Here is a 26,762-nt window from a genome sequence, read left to right on the forward strand (position 1 = left end):
ACTCAACAACAACTATCATTCTTTTTTTTATAAAAGAGAAAATATTGTTGATAGGTGAGTGATGGGTTTGCCAATAACTTTTTTGAAAACTTTTGTCCGGTTGGAGCTTTTCGAAAATTTTAAAATCTTACATTTGTGAAACGAAAATTCAACAGAAATTTATGAAAACAATCAACGATTTCAATTTTAAAGATAAAAAGGCTCTGGTAAGGGTGGATTTTAATGTTCCGCAGGATGATCAGCTTAAAGTTACAGACAATACGAGGATCGTAGCTGTAAAACCTACAGTTGAGAAAATTCTTAACGATGGAGGTTCCGTAATTTTGATGACACACCTTGGAAGACCTAAAGGAGAAGTGAAAGATGAATTTTCTCTAAAACATATTCTGAACGAAGTTTCTACTGTGCTTGGCAGAGAAGTAAAATTTGTAGAAGAATCTATCGGAGAGAAAGCTGAGCAGGCAGCAGCAAATCTTAAACCGGGAGAAATCTTATTATTGGAGAATCTGCGTTTTCATAACGAAGAAGAAAAAGGTGACGAAGGCTTTGCTGAGCAACTTTCCAGATTGGGAGACGCTTATGTGAATGATGCTTTTGGTACTGCACACAGAGCTCATGCTTCTACGGCAGTCATTGCAAACTATTTTTCTTCAACTAAGTTCTTCGGTTTATTGATGGCTAATGAACTAAAAGCTATAGATAAAGTTTTGAAAAGTGGTGAAAAACCTGTTACAGCTATACTTGGTGGATCTAAGGTTTCAACTAAAATTACCATTATAGAAAATATCCTTCCGGCGGTTGATAATTTGATCATCGGAGGTGGAATGGCATTCACTTTTATTAAAGCTCTTGGAGGAAAAATCGGAACTTCATTGGTTGAAGAAGATAAATTGCCTCTGGCTCTGGAAATTTTAGGAAAAGCTAAAGAACACAATGTAAAAGTTTATCTTCCGTCTGATACGATGATTGCTGAAAGTTTCAGTAACGACGCAGAAAGAAAAGAAGTAGATATTTACGAAATTCCTGAAGGATGGATGGGATTGGATGCTGGTCCAAAGTCAAGAGATCAGTTCAATGACGTTCTTTTGAACTCAAGAACAATTTTATGGAACGGCCCGATTGGAGTTTTTGAAATGTCAAACTTTTCAGCGGGAACTGTAGCCCTTGGTGACAGTATTGCTGAAGCTACAAAACTTGGAGCTTTCTCTTTAGTTGGAGGAGGAGACAGTGTTGCTTTTGTAAAACAGTTCGGTTACGCAGACAAAGTAAGTTATGTTTCTACCGGAGGTGGAGCAATGCTTGAAAGTTTGGAAGGTTTGGAACTTCCTGGAGTTGCTGCCATCAACAAATAAAATTTTTAAAAAATATATTTTAAAGTCTGCTGAATCTATCGGCAGACTTTTTTATTTTCTGATTTATCTAAATTTTAAAAATTACTATTTTCTGAAAATGTGAAAAAAAATGGCTTTCATAATTATATTTAAAATTAAAAAACTGAAATCTTTAAGGTATTTGGACGTTATTTTAAATTGGAGCTTCAAAATGTGTGTTTTTGAAAGAATTTACTTTTTTAAAGCTTAATTTTTATTGATTTATTTAATTTCTATTCATTTTGTCATTCCGTAGAAATCGAAACTTAGATTTTATTTTCATTGATGAGATTCTAAAGTAATTATTATATAGAATTATTAAATGAAATGTTTTGATTGCACACTTTGAATTTAATGATCATACTTGGAGTGTAGGTTAATTTTTTTGTAGAATTTGATTTTAAGGCGATTTATAAATTATAATTTATAAATTTTTTAATATCTAATTTTTGAAAATTCAAATCCATTTATAGAGTTACTAATATTTTACCAACAATTTTAATTGAAATAATTGGAATTTTCCAAGATTTTCTCTTTTTAAAAAATATTGAATGAAAAGTTTGGAGTAGGAGAGGAGTTGGAAAAATAAAAACTCAAGAAAATATCCTGAGTTTTGCTTTTTTTAATAGAAATTGGTGAAAATTCACCTCTATAAATGCCTTAAAAATCGATTTTCTACTTTTTTTCGATAATGTATATCAAACTTGAAAATTCGTTATTAAAAAGTGCTTTTACGTTAGAAATCGTTCCGTAGATGGTTGCTTTTAGCCAAAAAAGAGGTGATTTCTTGTATTTTTCGCTCAACATAGAGATATAATAAGAATCTAAGACTAAAGGTTTTATTTTTCTCATTTTCCAATTTGGTTTCTTTGAAATTAAATTTTCCATTCCGGTTTTTGAAAAATGATAGATGTGTCTCGGTACATCATACGCTGCCCAATATTCTTTATAATGTTTTGCATCGAAAGAAGTAGGGTTGGGAACTGCAATAATTAATAATCCTTTTTCTTTTAATTTTTTATTAAAGATCTCCAGCATTTCATCCTGATTTTCCACGTGCTCGAATACATGCCATAAAGTAATTGCATCTAAACTTCCATCTTCAATTATATTAATATTATCTAAAATTTTAGCCTTTGAAATTTTACTTTGAGCAGCTTTTCTGGCATCTGCATCAGGTTCAAAACCTAGAGTTTCAAAATCATTTTCTATATATTTTACAAATTCACCAGCGCCACATCCATAATCTAGTACATTGGAACCTTTATTTATTCTATCAATAAGGATGTTTTTTTTATACTGCAGATTGAAAGATTGTAAGAATTTATATAGCTTTTCTTTTAAACTTCCCGAATCCTGATGGTGAGAAATATAGTCTTCACTTTCATAATATTTTGAAATATTCGATGGAATAGGGGAGGTCTTGAAGACTCCTTTTGTTTCTGTTTCTTTAATTTCAAATACTTCATGAGAAAGAAAATGATCTTTAATTTTCATTTAAATAACTTCTTTTAAATTAAAAATTAAGATATTTTAAGGATAAAATAATCTCATAAATACCTTAATTTTTGCTTATATTTTATAAATGTTTCACGTGAAACATTTTGTAATTAACGTCCTAAATACACCATTAAAACATTAATATCAGCAGGTGATACACCGCTAATTCTACCTGCCTGAGCAAGAGTTTTTGGTCTTACTTTAGTCATTTTTTGTTTTGCTTCTGAAGAAAGGCTTGATATTTTTATATAATCAAAGTCTTCAGGAATCTTTACATTTTCCAAACGATTTAGCTTGGCAACGTTCTCTTTTTCCTTTTCTATATAACCTTTATACTTGATATTTACCTCTGCCTGTTCTCTTACTTCATCGTCAAATTGAGAAGTAAATTCTTTAATAACATCAATATTATCTAGTTTTTCTAGAGTAATATTAGGTCTTGTAAGGAATTGCGCAGCTCTGTATGCCTGGTCTACAGGGTTACTTTCTATGCTTTCAAGGATAGGATTAATAATGCCAGGCTTTAAAGAAGTTTCTCGTAGAAATGATTCAAGTTGCTCACTTTTAGCTATTTTCTCGTTAACTCTTATTAATCTGTCTTCTTTTGCTAGACCTAGTTTATATGCCTTTTCAGTTAATCTGATATCTGCGTTATCCTGTCTTAAAAGAAGTCTGTATTCAGCTCTAGAAGTAAACATTCTGTATGGTTCTTCGGTCCCTTTTGTAATCAAATCATCGATTAAAACACCGATATAAGCTTCATCTCTATTAAGGATAAAATCTTCTTTATCGTGTACTTTGTTGTGAGCATTTATACCGGCAATTAAGCCTTGTCCTGCTGCTTCTTCGTACCCTGTAGTACCATTGATCTGACCTGCGAAATATAGATTTTCGACCAATTTTGTTTCTAAAGTATGCTTTAATTGAGTAGGAGGGAAGTAGTCATATTCAATGGCATAGCCTGGACGGAATACTTTTACGTTCTCAAATCCTGGAATATGTTTCATTGCTTTGATCTGAACATCTTCCGGAAGAGAAGAACTGAATCCGTTTACATAGATCTCAACAGTTCTCCAACCTTCGGGTTCTACGAATAACTGATGTCTTGTTCTCTCTGCAAAACGGTTGATTTTATCTTCAATACTCGGACAATATCTTGGTCCTAAACTCTGAATTGTACCATTAAACATTGGGCTTCTATCGAAACCTTCACGTAGAATTTCGTGTACTTTTTCGTTCGTATAAACGATATGACAACTTAATTGTTTGGTTAATTTAGGTGTATCTAAATAGCTGAATTTTTGAGGATTTTCATCTCCTTTTTGTTCTTCCATTTTAGAGTAATCTAAGCTTCTTCCGTCTACGCGGGGTGGGGTACCGGTCTTCATTCTTCCGGCTTCGAAGCCTAAAGAAACCAATTGTTCTGTGATGCCAAAAGCTCTTGGTTCACCCATTCTTCCACCGCCTAATTGTTTATCTCCAACGTGGATTAATCCGTTAAGGAAAGTACCGTTTGTAAGGACAACAGATTTAGATTTTATCTCAATTCCTAATGAAGTTACAACTCCAATGGCTCTTCCATTTTCAATAATTAAGCTCTTAACCATATCCTGAAAGAAATCAAGATTGGGTGTATTTTCTAACGCTAAACGCCATTCTTCGGCGAAAAGCATTCTGTCATTCTGTGTTCTTGGGGACCACATTGCAGGACCTTTTGATAGGTTAAGCATCTTGAATTGGATAGCAGATTTGTCTGCTATAATTCCTGAATAACCACCCATTGCATCGATCTCTCTTACGATCTGTCCTTTTGCAATACCTCCCATTGCAGGGTTGCAACTCATTTGCCCGATCGTCTGCATGTTCATTGTAACAAGCAGAGTCTTGGAACCTAAGTTGGCTGCTGCAGCTGCTGCTTCACATCCTGCGTGACCTGCACCAACTACGATTACATCGTATATTTCTGATATCATTTTATATTGCTTATTTTAAGCCTTAACTTTTAATCTTTTTTATAAATGTTCCACGTGAAACATCGTTTCTGAATAAGATCTTAAAGAACCTGTATTCGGTATTATTTAGCCCCGATCGTAGCATTTGTTTGAGCTCTTTTTTATTTAAAAAATAAAAAGCGAGTGCGAAGAGCGGGAATAAGCTTCTAAAAAATTAAGAGATTGAGATTATGAAATTAAGTAATTCCCGTATCTCTGATTTCTAAATCTATTATAAATACTTTGCCAAATAAAAATCTTCTTTACTGCGCATTAACTGTTTTTCTTCCTCAGTTTTATCTTTATATCCTGAAAGATGAAGAATACCGTGAGCTAAAACTCTTCGAAGCTCTTCTTCGTATTCTTTGGATAGAGTAGAAGCGTTGTCTGAAATGCGCTGCAAAGATACGAAAATCTCTCCGCTTATTGTTTTGCCTTTCACGTAATCGAAAGTGATGATATCTGTGTAGTAATCATGCTGTAAATAATCCTGATTTACTTTTAATAAATACTCGTCATCACAGAAGATATAATTGATGTCACCAAGCTTTTTTCCTTCTGAAAGAATAATATCTTCCAGCCATTTTATGTAGTCTGTACTTACAGATTCCTGTAAGTTTTCGTAAAAGAATTGTATCATTGTTTTAAAACCAGTGTCCTAATATAACACTGAATATACCTTTTTGATTATTTTTAAGTGAGTGGCTGAAATTAAGCCTTATTTGTCCAAAAGGAGATTTGTATCCTGCGGAAACTCCTACTGAACTGTAATTAAGTTGTACGGTATCTTCAAAGCTTATATCATCTGAAAGATTTGCTAAAGAAAAATTACCGCTGAAAAAATAGTTCTTGTTAAATTTAAATTGGAGATCATTTGAAATCAGCAAAACATTATTAGAATTAAGCTGTGCAAAATAGAAACCTCCAAAACTTTTGAAGTTCACCATATTCTGTTCGAAAATTCCTCCCAATCTATACTGATAAAATTGTGGGAGATTTTCTCCAATTGTAACTCCTCCATAAAGATTCAAACGATAAGTGAATTGTTTTGTGAGAGGAATATTAATTCTGATATCGGCTTTTATCTGTACCAATCTTTTATCTACTTCAGATTTCATCAAATCAATTACTTTTCCTTCAGCAGAAATATAGACTCCTTTTGTAGGGAAATCTCTGTCGTTTTGAGTATCGCTTTTTAAGAACACATAAGGGTTTAAAAACCTGCTTATTCTTTTATTTGTACCATTAGCTTCAGCGTCGAAATAATCGTGGCTTATACCTCCTCCAATGGCGAACTTGTCTCTCCATACAGATTGTATGTAGGCTTCATTTCTGAACCATTCCCATTTATCTACACTGTAGTTATCTACATTTTTTAAATCAAAACTCATTCCTGAGGAATAAATTCCGAAACCCGGAATGTATCCGTTATCTATAAAGTAATTTAAATAGTATCTTGGTTTATCTCCAACAATTACATCTAGAGAAAGATTTGAATTTTTGAAGAGAAGACGTTTGGCAGAATAATTTACAAGTAAACCAGTTTTAAAAATTTCATCATAATGAAGACCAAATTTCACAAAATGTCTTGCATCATCTTCCGTTACATAAAGTTTCAGATAACTTGCATCGTTTTCCGAAATGATATCGTAATTAATAAATTTATAATTATTGGTAGCAACAAGCTTATCTATTTTTTTATTGATGCTCCCATAAGTCTGAAGAGAGGGGAGACGTAAACCCATTTTTCCTAAGACATAATTTTTTCCGAAAATTCTTCCTCCGTCTATGGCGATGCTGTCGATTTTGTAAACGTTAGAATAAATAGGATTTACACGTTGTCGAAGTCTGTCAAACGATCGCTTGGGAAGCTGATCTAGTATTTCTGTGTATTTTAAACCTTCCACGTAACCGCTATCGAGAATTTTTTTCTTTTCGTCATAGCTTGTGGCTGTCATACCTTTTAGATTAGGCTTAATATTGATATCTGTATATTTATATTGGCGTTTGGTATCTTTATGGATGTTCATGTCAATAACCTGATTGAGGATCGCTATAATACTGTTTAAATCCTCTCTTGTCGATAGATCCTGGTTAAGATCCACACCGATGACGATATCGATACCTTTGTCCTTTAATGGCTTTGAAGGATAGTTTACCGTCATTGCTCCGTCGATGTAAATACTGTCACCAATTTTTACAGGATCCATTAAAGATGGGAATGCAGAACTCGCCATAATAGATTGTACCAAATCTCCTTTTTCAAAGATTTCCATATTTCCACTTTCAAGGTTTGTAGCAACGCACATGAAAGGAATAGGGAGTTTTGAAAAATCATCTATTGTAGAAACATTTTTGAAAAGCTCTTTCAATAAATATACATTTTTCTGTCCTGAGCTTATGGAAGAGGGAAGTGTAATTTTTCCGTTTTTTAAAGGAATTGATAAAAGATATTTATCTACGGATTTATTGAAGAATGTACTTTCCTTTCGAGATTTGGGATCCATGATCAGGGAATAGAAATCGGTGTCCATCACAATCTTTTCTATTTCTTTTCCTGAATAGCCGGAAGCATACAAACCTCCTACAATTGCCCCCATACTTGTTCCGGCAATATAATCGACCTTTACTCCTAAAGAATCTAATACTTTAAGTACCCCGACATGAGAAAAACCTTTGGCACCGCCACCGGCAAGTGAAAGTCCTATTCTTGGGTTTTTAGGAATCACTAAATTCTTTTTTACTTGAGATGGTATCAAAAGTAATTGGAATACAAATAAGAGAATCAGGAGTTTTCTCATAATTAATCTTTTATATAAATCCGTTTCACCCGAGGCGAAATGGAGGTTAATACTTCATATGTGATCGTTTTGCAGTATTCTGCAAATTCTTTTAAACTTGGTTTTGCATTGAAGACCATAACGGTGTCGCCTTCCTTTACATTGGGAATATTATCTACATTCAGCATCATCATATCCATACAAATGCTTCCGACAATTGGAGCCAAGGTTTTATTGATGCCTACTTTTCCTATCTGGTTTCCTATCAATCTCGGGATTCCATCTGCATATCCTACAGGAATTGTTGCAATTTTTGTTAAATGGTCTGTTTTGTATTTTCTGCTGTAACCTACTGATTCTCCGTTTTCTACCATAGAAATTTGAGAGATAACAGTTTTAAAACTTACTACAGACTGTAATTGCTTTTGTATTTCACTATTTGGTGATTCTCCTAGCATTCCTATCCCGATTCTCACCATATCATATTGGTGATGGGTATAACTTGTTATCCCAGAAGAATTTAAAATATGTCTGAGTGGCGAATATCCTAATTTTCCAATAAAATAACTTGAATTTTTTTCAAATACTTCCAATTGTTTTAAGGTAAATTCTTTCTCCTCGGGTAAATCTGAAGACGATAGATGACTGAAAATACTTTGAACTTTTAAGTTTCTTTCATTTAAAGTTTCGCTTAATTGATCCAGTTCAAAATCTTTAAAGCCAAGACGATGCATTCCCGTTTCCAATTTAATATGAATTGGGAATTTTTTATCATAACCTGATTTCTGAACAGCTTCATAAAACAAATCCAAAACCCTGAAACTATAAATTTCCGGCTCCAAATTGTATTCAATAATCGCATCATAACTGTGTTGCTCAGGATTCATCACAACAATAGGAGTGGTAATACCTTTTTTACGGAGCTCAACACCTTCATCGGCATAGGCTACACCAAGATAATCAATATGATGATGTTGCAAAAATTCTGAAATTTCATAACTTCCTAATCCATAAGAGTTTGCTTTTACCATGGCCATCATTTTGGTCTTGGGTTTTAGTAAAGATTTATGGTAATTAATGTTATGAAGAATTGCATTTAGATTTACTTCTAAAACAGTATCATGTTTTCTGAGTTCAAGAAGATCTTTCAATTTTTCAATCTCAAATTTTCTTGCTCCTTTTAATAGAATGATCTGATTTTCTAGTTCGGTAAGGTGTTTACTGTCAATTAATTCTTGAGTATTAATAAATGTAAAAGTTTTAGATTTAAATAAATCACTAAACCTTGATATTTCATCTCCTATTAGGAAAACAGAATCAAATTTTTGTTCATTCACAAGCTCAGAAACTTCTTCATACAACTCCTGAGAATTAGAATTTACGCCCACAATATCCGTTAAAACCAAAGATTTTTTAGTCTTATTGTATTCATTTAAAAATTGTAGAGCGGTTTTCAGAGAATCAAGATCGAGGTTGAAAGAATCATTGATTACAATATTATTCTTAATTCCTTCAATCGCTTCAAGTCGCATTTCTACAGCCTTCAAAGCGTTGATTTTTTCGACGATCTTTTGATTTTCGATGCCTAATTCTTTTAGTACTGTAATTAGCGCCAAAGCATTCGTTAAAGTCGCTTCATCTCTTTGATTCGCCGGAAAACTTATTTCCTCACCGAAATATTCAACAACAATGTTTTCATCTTTAGAAATATTATTCTTAATGAAAACCTGATTGTGATTTTTAAAGCCGTAAGAAATTAATTTTTTACTTGAATATAATTCTTTTATTTTTTTGTCTACCAACTCGTTGTCACCATTAAAAATAATGATTTCGGAATCTTTGAAAAGCTTAATTTTTTCATCAATTAATTCTTCCTCAGATTCAAAATTAGCGGCATGGGCAGTTCCGATATGAGTAAGCAAACCGATTTGCGGATGGAAAATATTTTCCAGTTTTTGCATTTCGTTGGGCTTGGAAATTCCTACTTCAAAAATTCCCAATTTGTGAGAATCATTAATTTGAAGCAAGGAAAGCGGAAGTCCGATCTGAGAATTAAAACTTTTTGGACTTTTTACAGTCGGAAATTCATTCCAAAGACATTGGTACAACCATTCTTTTAAAATAGTTTTTCCATTACTTCCCGTAATTCCTATGGATTGCAAATTGGAATTTTCAAAATGATATTTTGCTAATTTTTGAAGAAAATCAATAGAATTTTCAACAATAATCCAAGTTACATTTTCTAACTGCGGAAATTGATGTTCGGAAATTATGATGGTAATTCCTCTGTCAATAGCAGCTTCAATAAACTTTTCCCCTGAATTTTTTTGAGTATTAATTGCAATAAAGGCGGCATTTTTTGTTGAATAAATGATTCTGCTGTCAAAAGCTATCGTTTTGACAATTAAATTTTCATCTCCAATAATCTTTGAATTGGTGATTTCTGCAATTTGTTGTACTGTATAATTCATTGGTGCCCCTTCTGCTTTATATTTTGTGTTGACTGTTTTGTTGATTAATTGGATAACAGGATAAAATTTTCCAGTATTTCATTTAACCATAATATTTTTTTATTAAATCTAAAATTAATTTAGACTTAAATTTAATCTTATTTTTTCTTAGAAAGTACTTCTTCAATAAAAACACGACGGCTTACTGCTTCATAACTTTCTGTTTCACCGAGCTCCACAAGATTATTGCCCTGAGAAATTCTCATGGAATAATTGGCAAGGTTACCCGTTCTCTTGCAAATAGCATGCACTTTCGTCACGTATTCTGCGGTGGCCATCAAGTTGGGCATTGGTCCGAAAGGACGTCCTAAAAAGTCCATATCCAAGCCTGCAATTACCACTCGTATTCCGCTATTTGCCAATTGATTAGCTATTTCTACAATGCTTTCATCAAAAAACTGTGCTTCATCAATTCCTACAACATCACAATTTGACCCCAATAAGAGAATCTCACTGGGACTTTCCACAGCGGTACTTCGGATTTTATTCTGATTATGAGAAACAACGTCCTCATCGGAATATCTGGTATCCGTTTTTGGTTTAAAAATCTCCACATTTTGCCCCGCCATTTCAGCTCTTCTGAGTCTCCGGATCAACTCTTCGGTTTTTCCGGAAAACATTGAGCCACAAATAACTTCCATCCAACCACTTTGTTTGGAATGATTAATTGTATTTTCTAAAAACATTTGTTAAATTAGCCGTATATTTTTAACATCAAAAGTAAGCAATTTTAACAAGATTCTCATATGCAGAACATCCAAGATTTAAAGGAAAAGATTTTTTTTGAATCCAAGAATATCATTGATATTTTGGAGAAAATCAACAATGTGGACGAACTACTTTCCAAGCAAGATCTTGTAGATGAGCTTGCGAACAGGATATCGTTCTTACGGCTGTTGGAAAAGAATATCGAGTATTTTATTACCGATAATTCTGTTCAAAATTCAGAAAATCAGCAGAATATTTCTTTCGTTAACCAAAATTTTGAGTCTCAGGAATCAAATAATGATGTTACAGAAGAGGAAGCCATTTTTAATAATGAATTTAATGAAATTGACGAAAATGATAACGGCTCTTCCTACAAAGATAACGCTGTAATTACTGTTGATACTGAAAATATTCAACCTGAAGAGGCTGAGGAAGAAGCAATTTTCAATAATCAGCTGAACGAAATCGTTGAAAATGAATATCACGAAAATATTGTAAATCTTGTTGAAGAAAATTCTGAACCGAAAAATGAAGAAAATTGTATTGATCTGGATTTAACGAAAGAAGAAGTTATTTTTAATCATCAGTTAAATGAAATTGATGAAGAGCAACCTTCAGATTATCAGGGCAATATTTTAAGTTTCATTGATGAAGAAAGAATTCTTGCGGATGCAGAACCTGAAACGGATGAAGATATCAATGAAGAAATATTTAGTCAGACCATTACGGAAGAGGAAGTAATTTTTAATAATCAGTTGAACGAAATTGATGAATTTGAAAATGAAATTTCCGATAATCGAGGAAATGAATTGAATAATTTTGATGAAGAAGAGAAGATTCAAGATAGTTTTGAATCTAAAAAAGAAGAAAAAGTTGAAATTATCCCAAATATTTTTGGAAGCGAAGACTTAGAAGACGAAGAAATATTGATTGAAGAAAATGAGGAGCAATTCATTACTTCAAACGTAACCATCGGACAGGGAGAAATGGTAAATGAAACCTCCAATGTTGAAAATATTCTCAGTGAAATAAAAAATGATGCTCAAAATGAAGAAAAACATGAGCAAGAAATAATCGCAGAGGAAATCGACAGAAGAAAGATCGTAAATATAGATAAGCCACTTCCTGAATTTGAAAAAGAAAAACTGGCTTCTGACGAAAGTTTTGAAAATCTAGAGGCTTATAATCAGGAGAAAAAAATAAGATTGTCTAATATTAAAGGTTTAAAGGCTGTTCAGTCTTTATTTGATGATGACCATTTGCAGGTAGAAAATCCTCTGGAAAAACCAATTCCGGTTGTGAAAGAAGATACAGGAAGTATTCTTAAAACAAATATTCCGACCAATTTAATGGAAGCGCAAAAGGCAAAACCTGAGTTTAAATTAGATCTAAACGACAGAATTGCTTTTACAAAAACATTATTTGGAGGAAGCCAGTCTGAACTGAATGAAGTAATTGGTGTACTCAACAGATTCAGAACATTAGAAGAAGCAAAAGAGTATCTGAGTGACCTTTATTACGACAGAAAATGGAGCAAGGTAGATGAATATGCACAGAGACTGTGGATATTGGTAGAAAATAAATTTTTATAAACTAAATTTTGAGCGGAATCCTTTATTTTGTTCCCACACCCGTCGGGAACTTAGAAGACATGACTTTCAGGGCAGTAAAAGTACTGAAAGAGGTAGATTATATTTTATGTGAAGACACGAGAACTTCCGGAATTCTTTTAAAGCATTACGAGATCTCTAAACCTTTAAAATCGTATCACTTACATAATGAGCATCAGGCAACGGAAAAGGTAATTAATGATCTTAAAAGCGGCCAGAATATCGCCATTATTACCGATGCAGGAACTCCCGGAATTTCAGATCCCGGTTATTTATTAAGCAAAGCAGGATCAGACAATAATATTGAGATGATCTGTCTGCCCGGAGCAACAGCTTTTGTTCCGGCTTTGGTGGTTTCCGGACTACCGAATAATGAGTTTTTATTTGCAGGGTTTCTTCCTCAAAAAAAAGGAAGGCAGACGAAACTTAAACAACTTGCAGAAGAAAAAAAGACAATCGTTTTATACGAAAGTCCACACAAAATAAATACAACACTTGAACAGGTAAAAGAGTTCTTTGGAGAGAATACGAAAGCCAGTTTGAGCCGTGAAATTTCTAAAAAATTCGAAGAAACTAAACGTGGGACAATTAATGAGCTAATTGAATTCTCCAAAAGCAAAACTTTAAAAGGAGAGATTGTTCTTATTGTCAATAATTCTATTTAATTGAAAAATATAATTTTAATATTGTTTTCATCGGTTTGTATGGCACAGCAGACCGATCAGTACAAGCAGATCTTATTATCAAAAGAACTGGGAAAAGACGTCCGCTTTTATACGAAAGGCTACGGAATAATTTCCGATCCGCAAACCGGGAAATCCGGGATTGTAGATTCGTCGGGCTCTATTTCTTTTGATTATCCTTTTAAGAGTGAAATCTCACGTTTATCTAAAAACAGATTCATTTTAAAGACCAAAGATGCCATTTCTAAAGGAAAAATAGCTTTAATTGATGCAAAAGGCGATCAGTTGATTGCTCTTGATAATTTTAAGTTCAGAACATGGGAAAATAAAGATAGAATGATCTATTCCAAAGACGGAAAAGACTGTGTTTATGATTACAATGGTAAGCAGATCATTCCTTTTTATGATGAAATACAATTCGCCAGCGAAAACAGATTCTTTGTAAAAAAAGACAATGGCTGGTTTATCTATGATTTTGAAGGAAAGCAGGTTTCAGACAGAGAATTCAAGGAAAATCTTCGTTTTTATAAAGGGAAAGTATACCTCACAACAGGTGCCAGAAGTGGTGAGGTTGTGGATAATAACGGAAAAACTGTAAGCACATTTTCTGATCATTATATTGAAGATATTAATGGTTTTCCTTTCTTAATTACAAAAAATGTTATCAAAAATAAATATGGAATCGTAGATGAAAACGAAAATGTCTTGGCTGATGAAATCTACGAGCAGGCTTTTATAGGAAGAGAATATATTTATCTGATACAGGATAATAAAGTGAGTATTTTTTCTAAAGCAGAAAAGAAGGTTTATCCTACTGATTTTCATTATGTAAACCATTTGTTTAATGGAATGTTTAAGACCTTAAAAGATGACAGAAATCCTAAAATAGCTGTTCTTAAAACCAACGGAGAAATCATTTTTCCTAAAGAATATGATGTTGTTGAAGCTTTCAAAATTAAAGATGAAAATTATCTCTATGTAAGTAAAGATGGGGAAGAGAAACTTTTAGATAAAAACTTAAACAGCGTTTTAGACGATGGTTATCAAATAGAAAAGGTCTTTTTTGATAATTTAATTGTAAAGAAAGAAGATACTTTTTATAAATTTTTACCAAAAGATAAATCTTACACAGAGCTTAAAAATATCACTTCCATAAAACCATTTCAGTTTTATCCGGCGATTATCTGCAAAAATAAGGAAAACCTTTACGGCATGCTTGATGAAGCGGGAAATGAAATCATACCATTCGTATATGACGATATTTTCACGTTTTTTTCAGGAGATGAAGTTGTAGTACAAAAAGGAAATAAATTCGGCGTTACGAATCTTAAAAATGAACCTTTAAAAGAGGTTGTTTACGATAAGTATTCGGTGGACAGAAAGAAAATTAAGCTTACAAAAGGCAAAGAATCGGAATTTATAGATTTTACGTCTTCAGAAAACAAAGTCTTATTTTAACGATATTTTCATATGACAAAAAACATTCATAAAATTTTATTAAAATAATGGTTTAAAATGCATTAAATAACAAATTATAATATCTTTGCGCACCATTTAATTTCGATAAAATTAAATATATTAAATTAGCCAAAACACAATAAGCTAATTCATTAAAGGAAAAATAATTGTCAGAAATATGAAACTATTAGAAGGAAAAGTAGCACTTATTACCGGAGCTACAAGAGGAATCGGAAGAGGAATTGCAGAAATGTTTGCTCAACAAGGGGCAAAAGTAGCATTCACTTACGCTGGTTCTGTAGATAAAGCGAAGGAATTAGAAGCGACTTTAAGTTCTGTAACTCAAATTAAAGGTTACCAATCTGATGCATCAGATTACGATGCGGCTCAAAAATTAGTAGATGAAGTAATGGCTGAGTTTGGTCAAATCGATATCTTGATCAACAACGCAGGAATTACAAGAGACAATCTTTTAATGAGAATGTCTAAAGACGATTGGGACACAATTATCAAGGTAAATTTAGATTCAGTATTCAACCTTACAAAGGCGGTTATCAAGCCGATGATGAAGGCAAAATCAGGATCTATCATCAATATGACTTCTGTTGTGGGAGTAAAAGGAAATGCAGGACAGGCAAATTACGCTGCATCTAAGGCAGGAGTTATCGGATTTACAAAATCTGTTGCGTTAGAATTAGGTTCAAGAAATATCCGTTGTAACGCTGTTGCTCCAGGTTTCATCGAAACTGAAATGACAGGTGCTTTAGACGAAAAAGTGGTACAGGCTTGGAGAGAGGGAATTCCATTGAAGAGAGGAGGACAGCCTGAAGATATTGCAAACGCTTGTGTATTTTTCGGAAGCGAGATGTCTGCATATGTTACAGGACAGGTTCTGAATGTTGACGGCGGAATGCTAACATAAAATATGAAATCTGTACAGAATATCGTTTTATTCTTGTCGATTTTTACCCTTATCGGTTTGATGTACATTGCTTATTTTAATGTGTATCAAACCGATGATTATATCTACTCATACGGAACCCGGAAACTTGGAGTTCTCAATAATATCAAAGACTTTTATTTAAACTGGGGTGGAAGGTATTTTGGATATTCTCTTAATACATTAAATCCTGTTTCGTATGATAGCGCAGGGATTTTGCCTAAAATTTATCCGTGTTTTTTATTTTTAAGTTTTATTGGAATTTCAATCTTAAATTTTAAGCAATATTTCAAATATTCTTTAAAAGAATCGACTGTTAAGAGCTTTATTCTTTTCTTTTTTTATACCATCCTTTTAGTTAGTCTTCCTGAACATTATTTTTGGGTTACAGGAGCTACTATTTACTATCTCCCAATTATTTCATCCGGATTTCTACTGTATTTTATAGGCAAATATTTGGAATCAGAAAAAAAGATATGGTTTTATCTGTCGATTCTGGTTATTGTTCTTTTAATGGGTTCTAATGAAGTTTTAGCATTGATTCTTCTTGGTTTGCTAGCTGTGTTTTATTATCAGAAAAGATCAAAAGAAATTGGATTATTATTAATTATTGGAATTCTGTTTTGCTTTATAAGTTTTTTAGCTCCCGGAAATTTTAAAAGATTAGATGATTCCGCAGGCGGATTTCTTATAAAATGGATCAAAAGAATAGGCGTTTTTGGAGTCAATAATATCTATATTTTTATTAAAACAGGCTTATTGATGCCTTTATTCATCAAAATATTTGAAAATGAATTAAGATTTATTGTAAAAAAAATAAACTTCAAAAAAGCATTAATTATTTGGTCAGTTTCATTTTTGCCATTGATTTTTACAGCCTACATCATGAATACGATGGGAAGACAGTTTGAAAATCTTATATTTTTCTATTTTATTTCAGCTTCGGTTTTATGGTTTTTTAGGTTTGAAAAAATTAAAAAATATTGGTGGGTAAGCCTTGCGATCATATTTTTACCCGAAACTAATTTTTTACCTGAAAAATATTCAAATTATAACCTTGATTTTAATGTAAATTCTATCGGAAAAGAGATTCTTTATACAGATTTGAATAAGTATGATCACGAAATAGAAAACAGAATAAACACCATCAAAAACTCCCAAAAAGACTCTTTAATTCTCGATAAAATTAAAACTGTTCCTAAAGTTTTATATTTTGATGAAATGTCTTCCGTAAAAGAGGATAAAAACTATGTAAGTGATCAAATGCAGAAGTATTTTGATAAAAAATATATTAGAGTAAAGGATTAAAAAAATGCCTCCAGATCATTATCACAGAGGCACTTTTTATATTTAAATGGTTTTAATCTTTAAAAATCTGATTTTCCTGTTCCTGAACTCTGATAAAAGTCGTCCTTTTTGACAATTCTTTCAACTTTGAAGCTCCAACATAAGTACATGTAGAGCGTACACCTCCCAAAATATCTTTCACAGTTTCCGAAACCGGACCTTTGTAAGCAACTTTCACCGTTTTTCCTTCGGAAGCTCTGTATTCTGCAACGCCACCTGAATGTTTATCCATTGCTGTTTTTGAACTCATTCCGTAGAATGTGCGGTATTTTTTGCCGTTTTCTTCGATAATTTCGCCGCCACTTTCGTCATGACCGGAAAACATTCCGCCGAGCATCACAAAATCTGCACCGCCACCGAAAGCTTTAGCTACATCTCCCGGAACTTTACAGCCACCGTCAGCAATGATATGACCTCCTAAACCGTGAGCAGCATCAGAACATTCTATAATTGCAGAAAGTTGAGGGTAGCCAACGCCGGTTTTTACACGCGTTGTACAGACAGAACCCGGACCGATTCCGACCTTAATGATATCTGCGCCTACCAAAAGAAGTTCTTCTACCATTTCTCCGGTTACAACATTCCCTGCGATAATGATTTTATCAGGAAAATTGGTTCTTGCTTTCTTCACAAAATCCACAAAATGCTCGGAATAACCATTGGCAACATCAATGCAGAGAAACTCGATTTTTGGGTGGTTTCCGAGGATTTGTCTCAGCTTTTCTTCATCAGCTTTTCCTGTTCCTGTGCTTAATGCAATATATTGATGAATACTTTCGGGCTGACTATTTAAAAATTGGCTCCATTCTTCAACAGAATAATGCTTGTGAACAGCTGTAATGATTTTATCTTTAGCTAATTCTACCGCCATTTCAAAAGTTCCCACTGTATCCATATTGGCTGCAATGATAGGAGTTCCCAGCCATTTCTTTTTGGTATGTTTAAAAGTAAATTCTCTTTCTAAGCTAACTTCCGAACGGGATTTTAATGTAGAACGTTTCGGGCGGAACATGACATCCTTAAAACCTAGTTTTATATCGTATTCTATTCTCATAATTTGGATAAATTAATAAGAATAAATGTAGGAAAAAGATTTAATGAAATGGTGGATTTGAAGGATTTTATAAATTCTTTAAGAAAGAATATTATTCATTAATGTCCTTTTGTCTTGAAACAAAAGAACGAAAAATTCAAGACTTGGAAACTTCCGCTAAAAATAAATTTTGTTCACTAAAAATTCTAAAACTTGCGCGAAATCAATATTTTTTCTTCATTTCTAAATTTGTCTCGCGCTTCAAACAGTAGAATTTTCTTAACGTTCACAAAATTAATTTTCTTAACGCTCCATTTTCCTATGTCGTTTTAGGTCACGTCTAAATGTATTGAAAGAATCTGTGAAAATTTGTGAAAACTGTGGTTAAAAATATTATTTTAATTAAAAAAGGTGCAAAAATTATCTTTTCACACCCCATAAATTTATTTTTCCTCTAAGCTCAAAACCGAGTTTTTCATACAGTTTTTTTGCTCCAAGATTATTTTCAGCAACATGAAGAAAAGGAGTTTTCCCATCTTCAAATATTATATTTGAAACAAATGCGACCAATTGTTTTGCAAGACCTTTTCCCAGATAATCTGTATCTGTGATCACGGCGCTTACTTCTGTCATATCTTCCATTTGCATTCTTTGGCCTGTTACTGCAACGAGTTTATCATCTTTAAAAATCCCAAAATATCGACCCAATTCAGGCGTTCTGCTTTTGAAATAATGAGGATAAAACTTTTTAATGAAAGTCAATAGTTCATCATGATCTTCATTTTGAAGTTCAATGATTTCTTCAGTAAAATCTAATTCAATTGTATTTTCTAAAACATACTGATCGCAGACAAGCTGAGACATTTCAGTTTTAAAATCTCCCAAATCAGGCTTTGCTCCGAAAATGAGAAAATCATCACAGATTTTTGCATACTCTGTGATGTCATTTTCTTTTGCTCTATTTAATGAACCTCCAAAAGTAGCGACTTCAGGATCATAAAATTTAGAATCTCCGAAGTTCAAGCAAAACTTTTTATGATATTCATTAAGTGAATGATAGATAGGATTGTCTAATTTCTCGTACATTAATCAAAGTTCATTACTTCTTCCAACGTTTTGATATATTCATACGCTGTCATATCAAATTTTACAGGGACGATTGAGATGTATCCGGCAGCTAAAGCCGTTTCGTCAGCATCTTCAGATTCATCCATATTATTGAAATATCCTGTCAGCCAATAGTATTTTTTTCCGTGTGGATTTACTCTTTCGTCAAAACTTTCTTCCCATTTTGCATTGGCCTGTTTGCAGACTTTGATCCCTTTAATTTCTTCTTTAGGAAGTTTCGGAATGTTTACGTTTAATACAATTCCTTTTGGCATTGGGTTTTCCAATGTTCTTCTAACGATATTTTGAATAAATTCTTTGGCTTGAGTAAAATCTGCTTCCCAACTGAAATCAAGCAATGAAAATCCGATGGCCGGAATTCCTTCAACTCCAGCTTCCACAGCTGCAGACATAGTTCCTGAATAGATCACATTAATTGATGAATTCGCCCCGTGATTGATCCCTGAAACCACGATATCCGGTCTTCTTGTCAAGATTTTATCAAGAGCCATTTTCACACAGTCAACGGGAGTTCCGCTGCACGAAAAGTCTGTTTGTGGACCGTCAAGCGTCACTTCTTCGAAGCTTAAAGTAGAATTAATGGTAATTGCGTGGCCTTTCCCGCTTTGAGGAGAATTGGGTGCTACAACAATAACTTCTCCGATTTCGTTCATAAAACTGATAAGATTTCTGATACCAGGTGCTGTGATTCCATCATCATTAGTAACCAGAATAAGTGGTCTTTCCATAAAATATTTTAATTTTAACAAAAATACTTAAAACTATCTGATATTTATAAATAAGGTATTAAATTTGATAGTTTGTAACAGTAATTTAAAAATTACTACTAATTAAAATACTTTTTTAAAAATTAATAAAAATACATTACAGATTTATGTGGAAAAATTTCAAGCTAAATAAATTTTTACTCCTAATTCCATTAACAAGTCTAATGTTTTGTTTCAACTCACCTAAAAATGACGATGAAAAGATGCAGACGATAATGGTGAGCGTAAAGAACACTCTTTCTTATCTACATTACAGCCCGAAAGCTATTAATGATGCTTATTCTAAGGATGTTTACAAACAATATTTTGAGATGATAGATCCGGGAAAAAGATATTTCCTGCAATCTGATATGGATGAATTCAGCAAGCACGAAACAAAGCTTGATGATTATCTGAATATCGGAGATCTTACGTTTTATAAATTGACTACGGACAGACTTTTCCAAAGGGTTGATGAGATTGATAAATTAACTCAGGATATTTTCAGTAAGCCAATCAATTTGGAAGAAGATGAAACGTTGGTTTTAGAAAATAAGCTTAAAAAAGCACCGGTTTCTAAGCAGGATCAATATAATGAGTGGAAAAAATTCATTAAATACAATATTCTTCAGGAAATTGAATCTTTAAATAGCAAAGAACAAGCTCAAAAAGAGAAAAAAGATTCTGTACAGAAATATAAATTACAGGATACGATTAAACTTCAGATCCTTACGCCTGAACAGAAAAAAGTAAAAGCTACAGATGAGGTGAAAGATCTTGTAAAAGACACATTCACAAGGTTTAAAAAGAGAAATAAAATGAATTGGTTTACAGTGTACATGAATGCTTACACTGAGGTTTTTGACCCGCATACCAATTATTATTCTCCAAAGGATAAAGAAGAATTTGATATGACTTTCACAGGAAAAGTGATTGGTATCGGAGCTATTATTCAGGAGAAAAAGGGGTACTTGTATCTTGGAGCTCTTACAATCGGTGCACCCGCTTGGAAGTCTAAACAACTTACGGAAGGTGATAAGATCCTAAAAGTAAAATCTAAACCGAAAGATGATGCAGTAAATGTTGTAGGAATGCTTTCTGAGGAAGCCGTAAGATACATCAGAGGTGAAAAAGGAACTCCGGTTACGTTAACGGTTCAGAAAAAAGACGGAACGATAAAAGAAGTTACAATGATCCGTGAAGAAGTTGCTATTGAAGATACTTTCGCAAGAAGTATTGTAGTGAACTCTCCAAACGGTAAAAAATATGGTTTCATCAATTTGCCAAGTTTTAATGCTGATTTTGAAGATGCTAAAGGAAGAAACGCTTCTGATGATATTAAAAATGAGATCATTAAACTTAAAGCTCAAAACATTGACGGAATTGTTCTTGACCTAAGAAATAATGGTGGTGGATCTTTAACGGAAGTGGGTGATATCATGGGACTTTTCATGAATGCAGGACCTTATGTTCAGGTAAAAGATGGAAACGGAAAAATTCAGACATTAAAAAATAAGCAGGAAACTCCGATCTGGACAGGCCCTCTTGTTATCATGCAAAACGAACTTTCGGCTTCAGCTTCTGAGATTTTGGCTGGTGCAATGCAGGATACTGGAAGAGCAATGATTATCGGTTCTCCGCAGTCATTCGGAAAAGGAACGGTTCAGACTTTTGTTGATTTAAACAGATTCTTAAATACAGAAGATGATTTCGGTTCTTTAAAATTAACGATTCAGAAATTCTACAGAATTACAGGAGAATCTACGCAAAGAAAAGGTATTGTTTCTGATATTCAGATGAAAGATTTCTTCACGTATGCTGAAATAGGAGAGAGATATGACGATTATGCATTGGCATGGGATAAAATTCCAAGCACGACTTTCCAAAAGCTGAACTATTTCGATGTGAAAGCATTAGAAAAAGCAAGCAACGATAGAATGGCTAAAAACACTAACTATCAGTTATTGTTAGAATCTGCTCAATGGAGAGAAAAATTAGATAAAGAAGAAACAATCACGCTTAATATCAATAAGTTTAACGAGTTGATGAAGCAAAGAAAAGCTCAGATCGAAAAATTCAAAGCATTAACGAAATTTGAAAACGGTCTTCAGTTCACACTTTATCCAAATGAAGTTGAAAGAGAGAAAAAAGACGAAGCATTCAAGAAAAAATCTGATATGTGGATCAAAAATCTTAAAAAAGATCCTTACCTTCAGGAAGCAATGAATATCATTGGAGATATGAATGTGAAAAAATAAAATAAAAACCCCGCTAACTAAAATTAGCGGGTTTTTTTATGCAATAAAGCTATATATATATAATTACATTAATATTGGTTTTGTGTAATTATCTTCTTATATTTGAATTGTATGGAAAATATAAAATTTAAGTCAGTTTCAGATTTGATAAGAGAATTTCCAAATGAGCAGACATGTATTGAATATTTGGAAAAGCTCAGGTGGGATGGGAATGTAATAAGCCCATTTGATCCGACTTCAAAAGTATATAGCTGTAAAGGAAATAGGTTTAGATGTAAGAATTCGGGAAAATATTTTAATGTTAAAACAAATACTATTTTTGATAATACTAGGCTAGAATTACAGAAATGGATTATAGCTATTTATATAATAACTTTTGAAAAGAAAGATATTTCATCCGTACAACTAAGTAAAGATCTGGGTATTACTCAAAAGTCAGCTTGGTTTATGATTCAAAGAATTAAAAAATGTTTCGAAGTTTAATTATAAAAATAAATGATGGAAAATAATTTAGATAATATTTCAAATTTTATATTTTATCAGTCAGATGATGGTAAAATAAGTGTTCAGGTTGTTATAGATAATGATGGTGAAACAATTTGGGCTTCTCAAAATTCAATAGCAAACATATTTAATACTTCTAAACAGAATATAAGTTATCATTTATCTAATATTTTTGGTGAAAATGAATTAGATGAAAATTCAACTGTCAAAGAAATTTTGACAGTTCAAAAAGAAGGAAATAGAGACGTTAAAAGAGTAGTTGACTTTTATAATTTAGATGCTATTATATCTGTTGGGTATAGGGTTAATTCTCATCAAGCAACACAATTTAGAAGATGGGCAACAACAGTTTTAAAAGAATACTTAATAAAGGGATTTGTTTTAGATGATGAAAGGTTAAAACAAGGAAATAAACTTTTTGGGAAAGATTATTTTGCAGAATTACTTGAGAGAATTCGAGAAATTAGATCAAGTGAGAGACTTTTCTATCAAAAAATAACTGATATTTATGCAACTTCTATTGATTATGATTCTCATTCACCAACTACGAAAGATTTCTATGCGACGGTTCAAAATAAGTTGCATTGGGCAATTCATCAACATACAGCCGCTGAGTTAATCCAATTACGAGCTGATTCAAGTAGACCTAATATGGGGTTAACTTCATGGAAAAACCAGAATAGAGATGGCAAAATATTAAAAACAGATGCAGTTGTTGCTAAAAATTATTTGAATGAAGAAGAATTAAGTGAATTGAACAGAGTTGTCACTATGTATTTAGACTTTGCTGAGAATATGGCCAGAAGACAAAAAGAAATGAAAATGGTTGACTGGATAGGAAGATTAGATGGATTTCTTTTATTTAATGAATATGGAGTTTTAAAAGATTCGGGCAAAATTTCAGCTTCTGTAGCAAAAAAATTAGCAGAAAAAGAATATGAAAAATTTAGAGTAATACAAGATATAGAGTATAGATCAGACTTCGACAAAGTAGTTGAAGAAATAAAAGTTAGTGGAAGATTACCAAAACAAGCAGGGCTCAGTATCAGAAAAGCTTTAGATGATTTTGAAAACAATAAAGAAACAGATTTTGATCAAAAACTTAAAAAAGGATTAGGCTTTAATCCTAAAGACGAATAAAAACCCCACTAACTAAAATTAGCAGGATTTTTTATTCAGTAAATTGATTATTTAATTTCAATACATCCAACTCTTCCGCCTGCATTTCCTGTAGGCTGAGTATGGAAATCATCTGCCGCAGCATGAATGATCATCCCTTTTCCGATGATATTTTTAGACTCGTCTGTACATCCAAGACACCATTTATCAGTTTTGAAAGTCAGCGTTGCAACTCCTTCCTGATTTACCACTAAATTCCCTATATCTCCCATATGGAAATGCTCTGCTCCCCATTTTCCATGATCGTCTTTTCCTGGGTTCCAGTGACCGCCTGTAGAAGTTCCGTCTGCTGCAGAACAATCGCCTTTTTCATGAATATGTACCGCGTGGATTCCCGGAGTAAGATTGGTGATATTAAGTTTCATTACAACCTCGTTTCCGTTCTGAGTAAACTTTGCAGTTCCTCCTGTTTGTGTTCCGCTTTTAGCGTTTACAGAGTACATCTTTGTAGTTCCGCAAGAAACTGCAAATAATGCACAGCCCGCCAATAATGCTAATGTTTGTACCTTCATTTTAAATGATTTTTTAAGTGATTTATAATAGTATAAATTTAGGAACATTTTTTAGAACACTTTATAATTCTAGTCTTTTTTATGTTAAATAGAAAGATCTTACAGTTCAGGATACAAATTTTACCATTCGGAAAGAAAAAATTAGCGGATTTAAATTTTCAGATTAATTTTGGAATCAAATTAAGACTAATGAAAACCCAGAGACAAAAACTTTTATTTCTTACCACCTTTTTCTTATTTATCTTGAGCTATTCTCAGGTAAAGGTTTCCGGAAAAGTTACTTTTCGAAATAAAGGAATAAGCGAAGTAAATGTCACGTTAAAAAATACTTACGATGGAGCAACGACGGATGCAAACGGCAATTTTACATTTGAAACTTCTGAAAAAGGAAACCAGATATTAAGCTTTACCCATTCAAAATATAATGATATTGAAAAAGCGATTGTCATTGAAAATCAGGATCTTTCTGTGAATGCAGAATTGAAAGAGCAAATCAACGAAATCGATGCCGTGGTAGTTTCTGCAGGTTCAATTGAGGCGAGCGATAAGAAAAGAGCGACCGCTTTACTGTCTCCAATCGATATTTACACAACAGCAGGAGCAGACGGACAGATTTCTTCAGCTTTAAATTATCTTCCGGGCGTTCAGAAAGTAGGTGAAACAGAAGGTTTATTCATCCGAGGAGGTACAGGAACAGAATCTAAAATTTTCATGGATGGAAGCTTAATTAATAACTATTTCTCAAGCTCAGTTCCGGGAATTGCAGGGAGAGATCGTTTTAACACGTCTCTTTTTAAAGGAAATGTATTTTCAAGTGGTGGATATTCTGCGCTGTACGGGCAGGCTCTTTCCGGGGCTTTAATGTTGGAAAGTGTTGATCTTCCGGATCAGAGTTCTTACGATTTTGGGATTTCTCCGATATTTTTAAGCGCAGGATTTCAAAAATTGGGTGAAGATAAAAATCATTCTTACGGAGCAACTTTGGGATATTCAAATTTAAATCTGATGCAGGAAGTTCTGAATTTTAATACTGATTTTATCGACGCTCCTCAAGGCTTGAATGCAGATGCCAATTTCAGAATTAAAACAAAATCAGGCGGATTTTTCAAGTATTACGGAATGTACGACACCAACAGCATGGGCGTAAAAACAGAAAGCTTAGAAGCTGATAATCAGTTTTCTTTAATTAAATTGAAAGGAAAAAACACGTATCATAATTTATCGTTCAAACAAAAATTCGGCAAGTATCTTTTAAATGCAGGAACTTCTTATTCATTCAACAGAACGGATCTTAATTTTTCAACAGAATCAAATGAAGTTGAAGCTGATAAGATGAGGTTGCTTACAGACGGAAATTATATAAACCTAAAGGCAGTTTTAGAAAGAAAAATAAACAAAATCAGTGCCTTACGAGGCGGATTTGAATTAAACAGTACCGACGAAAAGCTCTCTTTTGAAGAAATAAATAAACATTATAAAGACCTTATTTCAGCTGTTTTTGTGGAAACAGATTTGGGTTTCAGTAATCAATTATCAGCAAAAATAGGAGTGAGGGCAGAAAATTCTTCTTTCCTTGGCAAAACGAATTTTGCTCCGCGTATCGCTCTGGCGTATCGTTTGGCTAAAGACTGGACAACCTCTTTCGCGTACGGACTTTTCTATCAAAATCCTGAAAGTAAATATATTAACGGCTCGGCAGATCTTGATTTTCAAAAATCTCAACATTACATTTTGCAAGTTCAGAGAACGACGGATGGCAGAAGTTTACGTTTTGAAGCTTTTTACAAAAAATACGATCAATTGATTAAAGTTTCAAACCTTGGATTTAATAATAATCAGAATCAACCCGTTCAAAAAGCAGATAACAACAACGGATTCGGTTATGCAAAAGGCCTTGAACTGTTTTGGAGAGATAAAAAAACATTCGAAAATATTGATTATTGGATCAGTTATTCGTTCCTCGATTCAAAAAGAGATTTTATGAATTATCCTGTAAGCTTAAAACCGAATTTCGCTTCAGAACACACGCTATCTGCGGTTGCGAAAAGATTTATTCCAAAATGGAAATTAGGAGTTAATCTCTCTTATACGTACGCAAAAGGACGACCTTATTATGATTTTGCAACGAAAGATGTGAACGGCGAGACGATTAATTATACAAGAAATGAAGGAAGATTGAAGGATTATAACGCGCTTAATGTAAGCTTTAATTATCTTCCGAATCTTGGGAAAAAAGATGCCAAAGCATTCACTGTTTTTGTGTTGAGTGTTTCAAACGTTTTAGGATCAAAAAATGTTTATGGATACAATTTTTCACAAGATGGATCAAGAAGTTCTGCAGTGGTTCCGCCGGTGAATACTTTTGTCTTTATAGGCGCATTTATAAGCTTTGGAGTTGATAAAACACAGGATGCGATTAATAATAATTTATAAAAATCTAAATAATCTGTACTTTTAATGATTTAATTATATTGATTAAATACATATCTTTGAATAAAATATAAC

20 protein-coding genes are annotated in these 26,762 nt (G+C 32.9%); 10 read left to right on the top strand and 10 right to left on the bottom strand.

The features are described from left to right. The first annotated feature begins 161 nt into the window (after positions 1-161). Positions 162-1,352, top strand: coding sequence for a phosphoglycerate kinase (locus tag EG348_RS06700; RefSeq protein WP_123981823.1), 1,191 nt, complete (start codon positions 162-164; stop codon positions 1,350-1,352). Between the two features lie 693 nt (positions 1,353-2,045). On the opposite strand, the gene EG348_RS06705 is transcribed toward EG348_RS06700, so the two are convergent. The 6 genes from EG348_RS06705 to EG348_RS06730 form a co-directional block, all read right to left on the bottom strand. Beyond that, positions 2,046-2,867 carry a class I SAM-dependent methyltransferase gene (locus EG348_RS06705; RefSeq protein ID WP_123981825.1) on the bottom strand — a complete coding sequence of 274 codons (822 nt, stop codon included), beginning with the start codon at positions 2,865-2,867 and terminating at the stop codon, positions 2,046-2,048. A gap of 113 nt (positions 2,868-2,980) precedes the next feature. Then, on the bottom strand, positions 2,981-4,843 hold the full coding sequence (gene mnmG / locus EG348_RS06710) for a tRNA uridine-5-carboxymethylaminomethyl(34) synthesis enzyme MnmG (RefSeq protein ID WP_123981827.1): 1,863 nt from the start codon (positions 4,841-4,843) through the stop codon (positions 2,981-2,983). A 250-nt stretch (positions 4,844-5,093) separates the two neighbouring features. After that, complete coding sequence (gene ybeY, locus EG348_RS06715; protein WP_123981828.1) at positions 5,094-5,501, bottom strand: rRNA maturation RNase YbeY; 408 nt, start codon at positions 5,499-5,501, stop codon at positions 5,094-5,096. A gap of 4 nt (positions 5,502-5,505) precedes the next feature. Further along, positions 5,506-7,662, bottom strand: a complete 2,157-nt coding sequence (locus tag EG348_RS06720) for a patatin-like phospholipase family protein (protein ID WP_123981830.1) — start codon at positions 7,660-7,662, stop codon at positions 5,506-5,508. A gap of 2 nt (positions 7,663-7,664) precedes the next feature. Next, on the bottom strand, positions 7,665-10,112 hold the full coding sequence (locus EG348_RS06725) for a bifunctional UDP-N-acetylmuramoyl-tripeptide:D-alanyl-D-alanine ligase/alanine racemase (protein WP_123981832.1): 2,448 nt from the start codon (positions 10,110-10,112) through the stop codon (positions 7,665-7,667). A 137-nt stretch (positions 10,113-10,249) separates the two neighbouring features. Further along, on the bottom strand, positions 10,250-10,837 hold the full coding sequence (locus EG348_RS06730; protein WP_066753995.1) for a thymidine kinase: 588 nt from the start codon (positions 10,835-10,837) through the stop codon (positions 10,250-10,252). Positions 10,838-10,897: 60 nt separating this feature from the next. Between EG348_RS06730 and EG348_RS06735 the strand changes: the two genes are divergently transcribed. From EG348_RS06735 to EG348_RS06755, 5 genes are all read left to right on the top strand, one after another. Then, positions 10,898-12,451 carry a hypothetical protein gene (locus tag EG348_RS06735; RefSeq protein WP_123981834.1) on the top strand — a complete coding sequence of 518 codons (1,554 nt, stop codon included), beginning with the start codon at positions 10,898-10,900 and terminating at the stop codon, positions 12,449-12,451. Positions 12,452-12,459: 8 nt separating this feature from the next. After that, entirely contained in the window at positions 12,460-13,134 is a 675-nt protein-coding gene (rsmI, locus tag EG348_RS06740) for a 16S rRNA (cytidine(1402)-2'-O)-methyltransferase (RefSeq protein ID WP_123981836.1), read from the top strand. Positions 13,135-13,173: 39 nt separating this feature from the next. Continuing rightward, positions 13,174-14,610 (top strand): WG repeat-containing protein, encoded by a 1,437-nt coding sequence (locus EG348_RS06745; RefSeq protein ID WP_123981838.1) that lies wholly within the window; start codon positions 13,174-13,176, stop codon positions 14,608-14,610. Between the two features lie 178 nt (positions 14,611-14,788). Next, positions 14,789-15,532, top strand: coding sequence for a 3-oxoacyl-[acyl-carrier-protein] reductase (gene fabG / locus EG348_RS06750; RefSeq protein ID WP_123981840.1), 744 nt, complete (start codon positions 14,789-14,791; stop codon positions 15,530-15,532). A 3-nt stretch (positions 15,533-15,535) separates the two neighbouring features. Continuing rightward, a complete protein-coding gene (locus tag EG348_RS06755; protein WP_123981842.1) occupies positions 15,536-16,858 on the top strand; it encodes a DUF6056 family protein in 1,323 nt (440 codons plus the stop codon). A 52-nt stretch (positions 16,859-16,910) separates the two neighbouring features. On the opposite strand, the gene EG348_RS06760 is transcribed toward EG348_RS06755, so the two are convergent. From EG348_RS06760 to surE, 3 genes are all read right to left on the bottom strand, one after another. Beyond that, a complete protein-coding gene (locus EG348_RS06760) occupies positions 16,911-17,951 on the bottom strand; it encodes a GMP reductase (protein WP_123981844.1) in 1,041 nt (346 codons plus the stop codon). Positions 17,952-18,350: 399 nt separating this feature from the next. Continuing rightward, complete coding sequence (locus tag EG348_RS06765; RefSeq protein ID WP_123981846.1) at positions 18,351-19,016, bottom strand: GNAT family N-acetyltransferase; 666 nt, start codon at positions 19,014-19,016, stop codon at positions 18,351-18,353. Further along, on the bottom strand, positions 19,016-19,786 hold the full coding sequence (gene surE / locus EG348_RS06770; protein WP_123981848.1) for a 5'/3'-nucleotidase SurE: 771 nt from the start codon (positions 19,784-19,786) through the stop codon (positions 19,016-19,018). Before surE ends, EG348_RS06765 begins: the two co-directional genes overlap by 1 nt. Before the next feature lie 146 nt (positions 19,787-19,932). On the opposite strand from surE, the gene EG348_RS06775 reads away from it, so the two are divergent. From EG348_RS06775 to EG348_RS06785, 3 genes are all read left to right on the top strand, one after another. Further along, positions 19,933-22,062, top strand: a complete 2,130-nt coding sequence (locus EG348_RS06775) for a carboxy terminal-processing peptidase (RefSeq protein ID WP_123981850.1) — start codon at positions 19,933-19,935, stop codon at positions 22,060-22,062. A 111-nt stretch (positions 22,063-22,173) separates the two neighbouring features. Beyond that, a complete protein-coding gene (locus EG348_RS06780) occupies positions 22,174-22,545 on the top strand; it encodes a hypothetical protein (protein WP_123981852.1) in 372 nt (123 codons plus the stop codon). A 15-nt stretch (positions 22,546-22,560) separates the two neighbouring features. Beyond that, a complete protein-coding gene (locus EG348_RS06785; RefSeq protein ID WP_317127000.1) occupies positions 22,561-23,706 on the top strand; it encodes a virulence RhuM family protein in 1,146 nt (381 codons plus the stop codon). A gap of 47 nt (positions 23,707-23,753) precedes the next feature. On the opposite strand, the gene EG348_RS06790 is transcribed toward EG348_RS06785, so the two are convergent. After that, positions 23,754-24,257, bottom strand: coding sequence for a superoxide dismutase family protein (locus EG348_RS06790; protein ID WP_123981856.1), 504 nt, complete (start codon positions 24,255-24,257; stop codon positions 23,754-23,756). Positions 24,258-24,446: 189 nt separating this feature from the next. Between EG348_RS06790 and EG348_RS06795 the strand changes: the two genes are divergently transcribed. Further along, a complete protein-coding gene (locus EG348_RS06795) occupies positions 24,447-26,690 on the top strand; it encodes a TonB-dependent receptor (protein WP_123981858.1) in 2,244 nt (747 codons plus the stop codon). Positions 26,691-26,762: the final 72 nt, after the last annotated feature.

Source organism: Chryseobacterium sp. G0201 (genome assembly GCF_003815655.1).
Lineage (GTDB): Bacteria > Bacteroidota > Bacteroidia > Flavobacteriales > Weeksellaceae > Chryseobacterium.